The sequence below is a fragment of the Corynebacterium sp. HMSC036E10 genome, from assembly GCF_001836265.1.
In the GTDB taxonomy this organism is placed as follows: domain Bacteria; phylum Actinomycetota; class Actinomycetes; order Mycobacteriales; family Mycobacteriaceae; genus Corynebacterium; species Corynebacterium coyleae.
The window spans coordinates 1-5131 of the sequence record NZ_KV827941.1 but is presented as its reverse complement, the minus strand read 5'-3'; the positions used below and the strand labels follow the sequence as shown (position 1 = coordinate 5131).

Sequence of the window (5131 nt, the reverse complement as noted above, 5' to 3'; positions counted from 1 at the left end):
CACCGAAGTCGGTTGATGTGAAGCCGGATGGTTCGACCGATGAGGTTGATATCAAGCTGATCGCGCCTAAACCGGTTGACCCAACCACATCGAAGGAAACTCCGACGCCGCCGACGTCCAAGCCGACGACGACTCCGACGACGTCCAAGCCGACGCCGACTCCGACGACCACGAAGGTGACCACGTCGAAGCCGACGCCAACTTCGACGACTGAGAAGCCGACGACGACCACGACCGCTCCGGCCGAGACCAAGCCTTCCATTACCGGCACGGTCAAGGACAAGGACGGCAAGCCGCTGCCTCAGGACGGCGAGGGTAAGCCGAATGTCACGGTTTATGGACCTGATGGCGAGAAGATTGTCGACAAGGTCGAGATCACGGACCCGGAGGGCAACTTCGAGATCCATGGTCCGGACGACAAGCCGCTGCCTGACGGTAAGTACATCGTCGAGGTAGAGACGCCTGAGGGTATGAACAACCCGCGTCCGAAGATCGTTGAGGTCAAGGACGGCGAGTCTAAGCCGATCGAGTTCGAGGTCGACAAGTCGGAGCGTGACCGCAAGGATAAGTCTGACCGCATCGGTGAAAACACCGTCGGTGGTTGGTTGATCGATGAGCACGGTAACCCGATCCAGGGTGCAAAGATCAAGTTCATCAAGAAGGATGTCGCTGATCCGAACACCATCTCGGTCGATCCCCGCACTGAGGAGACCAAGGGACCGGAGTACTTCGACTACGAGATTCCGCTCAGCGTTGATGGAGACGGCTTCTTCGTCACCCCGGAGATCGATTTCCAGTACTTCCCTGAAGGCGTCGTCGATTTCGACATGGAAATTGAGCTGCCGGAGGGCTGGCCGGACACCGACATCAACGGCAAGCCGCTGAACCGTAAGGTCACGGTGAAGCAAGGCGAGCGGACCGACATGGGCGAGATCCGCGTCAAGGCTCCGATCGATCAGTCCATTGAAGGCAACATCAACGACGGCAACGGCAATGCTGTTCCGGGTACCAAGGTCGTAGTGACCGACCCGAACGGCGACTCCAAGATCATCGACGTTGATGAGAAGGGCAACTTCAAGATCGAAGATGTCACGCCTGGCGTCAACGAGATCGAGATCCTGACTCCGGGTAGCGACCGCGAGATCGACAAGATCAAGGTTCCGGTCCGCCCTGGTGATGACGTGAAGCTGCCGGAAATCCAGCTGACCAAGAATGCTTCCCTGAAACTGGAGAAGCAGGTCTGGGGCCGCGACGCCGATAACCTGGGCCAGGTTAAGGACAAGGACGGCAATCTTGTCGACGATGTCATGACCACCCTGCCCGGCGAGGATCTCTACTACGAGCTCTTCATCACCAACACCGGTGATACGCCGATTAAGAACATCGAGATCGATGATCCGGAACTTCAGTCGCGCAACATCGAATTGAATATGCCGGAAGGCTGGACTGCTGAGCTCGCCCCGGGTGCAACCGAGGTGATTAAGGCCAAGATGAAGGCTCCGGAGGATGCGTTCGACTTCAACAACGTCGCTACCGCCTTCGGTGAAACCTCCACTGGTGAAAAGGTAGGTTCCGCACCGGATTCGGCGTACACCAAGTTCATCAAGGCAGAGGTGCACAAGAAGGTCAACGCCCGCTTTGCTACCAACCCGGACAAGCCTGTTCGTATGAGCGTCGGCAACGCACTGAAGTTCACCTACGAAATCCAGAACACCGGTTCTGCACCGATGGTGAACGTGGAACTTAAGGACGCGATCTTTGAGGGCGATGCCAAGGACAAGGATGGCAACGACGTTCCAGCTGATCAGCTGAAGAAGGTCAAGGATCTTAAGATTAAGAAGCCTGAAGGCTTCAACGGCACGTTGCTGCCAGGTCAGCGTGTGATCTTCACTGCGGAGATTCCGGAAGGTCTGGCAACCAATGTCCGTCACCACAACCAAGCGGAAGCAAGGGGCGAGCTCCCGACGCGTCCGGCTCGTGGCCGTGGCCTCGCGGGCGAACCGGATTACGGCGATGACCCGTCATCCACGCTGATCATCTCCCCGCGCGAGAACCTCAAGGGCAACGCTCACATCATCGTTGACCAGGGTGCTCCGCTGGCTGACAACCTGCGTCTGATCGCATGGGTTGATGAGAACCAGAACCGCACGCAGGACGAGAACGAAGGCCTCGCAGGGCTGAAGGTCAAGCTGGTTCCGACCGATGGTGGTCCGTCCATCGCGGGCGAGACCAACGAAGACGGCAACGTCTACTTCGAGTCTGCACCGTGGGGTGAGTACACCTTCGAGATCGACAACCCGGGCAACCTGCGTCTGATTGATCCGCGTGATCCGGAGAAGAACTCGTCCCGTGCGGGCTCGACCCTGGAGTCGAAGCCGTTCAAGGTTCGCGGCAAGTTCTCCGAGCCGTTCGAACTGCGTCCGGCTGCGGATGATCCGTCCCAGAAGGAAATCGTGATCGGTCTGCAGTTTGAGAAGGGCAACGGCGACATCGCTGCAGGTGGCGGTATCGGCAGGGACAACGAAATTGTTGGCGAGGACGGCAGCTCCCTGGGCAAGTGCCTGGCCACCGCATCCTCGGTATCCAACCCGGTTGCGTGGCTGGTGCCGATCGGCCTTCTCGGTGCAGTCGCCGGTGGTATCGGTGTGATGTTCGAAGACGAGCTCAACGCCGCGGCCGCACAGGCCAACGAGGCAGTGCGCAGCGTGATGCCGAACGTGAACATTGAAGTCCCGTCTGTGTTCAACCAGTTCCAGGCGCAGATCGACCAGGTCAACCGCCAGCTGTCCCAGATCAATCCGGCCGCCCCGGCTGCGGTTGCCGGTGTTGGCCTCCTGGCTGTGGCTGGTCTGATCATGGGTCTGTACTACGCCAGCTGCCAGCTCGGCTGGAACGTAGAGACCGAGGGCAGCAGCTCCAACAACAAGGCCGAGGCAACGGAGACCGCCAAGCCTGAGGAGCCAGCGGAACCGGCTGAAGCCTAAAAGCTGACCCGCCTACGAAACCGATGCAAATTGCTCGGCGAGTAGGCGGGTTTCGCTTTTGTTTGGGATGTATTGTGAAGTCCAAGGTTGGCGTATACATTCATATGTGGTTTTTGGGGGCGCTCGTGCGCGCTTTTTCTATTCTCGAGAGGTAATAATGGCAGCAACATCCAAGGCAAAACGTGCCGTCGGGCTTTCGCTCGCGGCAGCAGTCGCAGGCTCGATCGCACTCGTGCCGGTCGCAAACGCGCAGGAGAGCGCTACTGCGAAGGAGACTGCGCCTGTGACGTCGTCTGCTGCGGTGGACCCGGTGTCGTCGACAAGCAATGCGAGCAGCGTATCGACGACCCCAGCAACCACCCCGGCCACCGCCAACACCCCCGTGGCGGATTCGGCCGCGCCGGTGACGCAGACCCCAGCCAAGGACTCGAGCATCTCGGATGCTGCAAAGGCATTTGCTGCCTTGTTCTTGGATACGCCCGGTAACGGCACCGGTACCTCTGGCGCGCAGTACAACTCCAAGGGCCGCACCTACACCGCTCTTGCGCGCCACCCTGAAAACAAGCTGCTGTACGCCATCTCCCAGGACGAGGAGGGCAAGGACGCCGGCCACCTGCTGCGCATTAACGCCAACGATGGTGGTCTGATGGATCTGGGCAAGATCGACCTCAAGGGTGACGACGCCACCAAGATCGACACCGCTGCCTTCACCGCAGGCGGCACGCTTGTGCTGTTCGGCGAGGACAAGGTGTACACCCTGGATCTTTCCGACGATAAGTCGGGCGCCAAGAACACCCCGCTCGCGTTCACCACTAAGCCGCTGAAGATCGACGGTGTGAAGGAAGTCGGCGAGCCCGCCGCATGGGCTGCCGACGGTGAGAAGAACGAGACCTCGCTTGTCGCCCTGTCCACCAACGACAAGGGTGAGGTTTACCTGTGGCACCTCGACGTCGACGAGAAGGCCCCAGCCGCGACCCACACCGCTGTGACAGTGCCGGAAAAGGCAACCCTGCCGAAGGTAAAGGCACTGAACTACGCCTACAAGAACGAAGACGGCGAGTTCGTCTTTGCAGACGACGACGCGACCGCTATCCACGTGAAGGACAACGCGGTTTCTAACGTCGTCGCCAAGGGCGATGAAGCTGACAACTTCGCCGGTGTCGCTGGCCTCAAGCTGCCTGGCCTTGACAACCCGGAGACTGGCGCTGCAACCCCGACCGCAACCCCGGGCAGCGAGACCCCGACCAACCCGGCCGCGACAACGACCACGCCTGCAACCGAGACCCCGACCAACTCGGCCACGACCACCACGCCTGCCACCGAGACCCCAGCGACTACGACCCCATCCGCGCCTGCGGCTGAGGACGACTGGGTCATGGAGGTCCTCGTCCGCACCGATGACAACAAGGCTGTTGAAGGCGCTGAGTTCAAGAGCGCTGATGGCCGCGTTGCCGGTAGGACTGGTGCCGACGGACGCGCAAACGTCGTGTTCGATCTGAATAAGGACGCTAAGGATCGCAAGCTGATCAAGCTCACCTTGATCGAACCACCGCACGGCTACAAGAACACGGAAATCCAGGTCCAGCGCAACGCGAAGACCGCAGAGATCGTCCTGCCGCGTGACCCGAACGTGACCACGTTGAACCGTCCGCAGCAGATTTTGAAGGCGATTGATGAGTTCAAGCCGATTGCCACCAAGGTTCTCGGCCCGGCTGCCGCAATGGCCGGTGCCGCGGGTCTCGCAGGTGCCGGTGGCGGTGCGAAGACCACGAAGTCCTCGGCGACGCCACTGCCGCTGAAGACCACCCCGAGCCGCTCCACGGGCCGCACCACGTCCGTGAAGAACGCAAGCAACAACTCCAACCGCGTTGCTGCGAAGGGTTCGACTTCCACGAAGAAGACCACCACCTCCTCCAGCAAGGAGCGCGACGGTGATCTTGCGGATACCGGGACGCCGATGCGCGCCGTGATCTCCCTCGGCGTCCTGCTGATGCTGGTGGGTGGCGCCTACCTGGCGCTCGGCCGTCGCCGCGAGACCAACGAGAACTAAAAACCAGGCATAGAAACGCCCGCCGGATTCGACACCGGCGGGCGTTTCCGCGTCTGTGGGCTGATCGTCTAGCTGGGCTTGTGATGCTGCTAGACGG

The 5131-nt window shown here is 60.5% G+C and carries 2 protein-coding genes; both read left to right on the top strand.

All coding sequences use genetic code 11. The features are described 5' to 3' along the window. Positions 1-2984: DUF7507 domain-containing protein (locus HMPREF2736_RS02025; protein WP_210399435.1), on the top strand; the 2984-nt coding region annotated here is incomplete at its 5' end. A gap of 157 nt (positions 2985-3141) precedes the next feature. Next, on the top strand, positions 3142-5034 hold the full coding sequence (locus HMPREF2736_RS02020) for a hypothetical protein (RefSeq protein WP_070828773.1): 1893 nt from the start codon (positions 3142-3144) through the stop codon (positions 5032-5034). Positions 5035-5131: the final 97 nt, after the last annotated feature.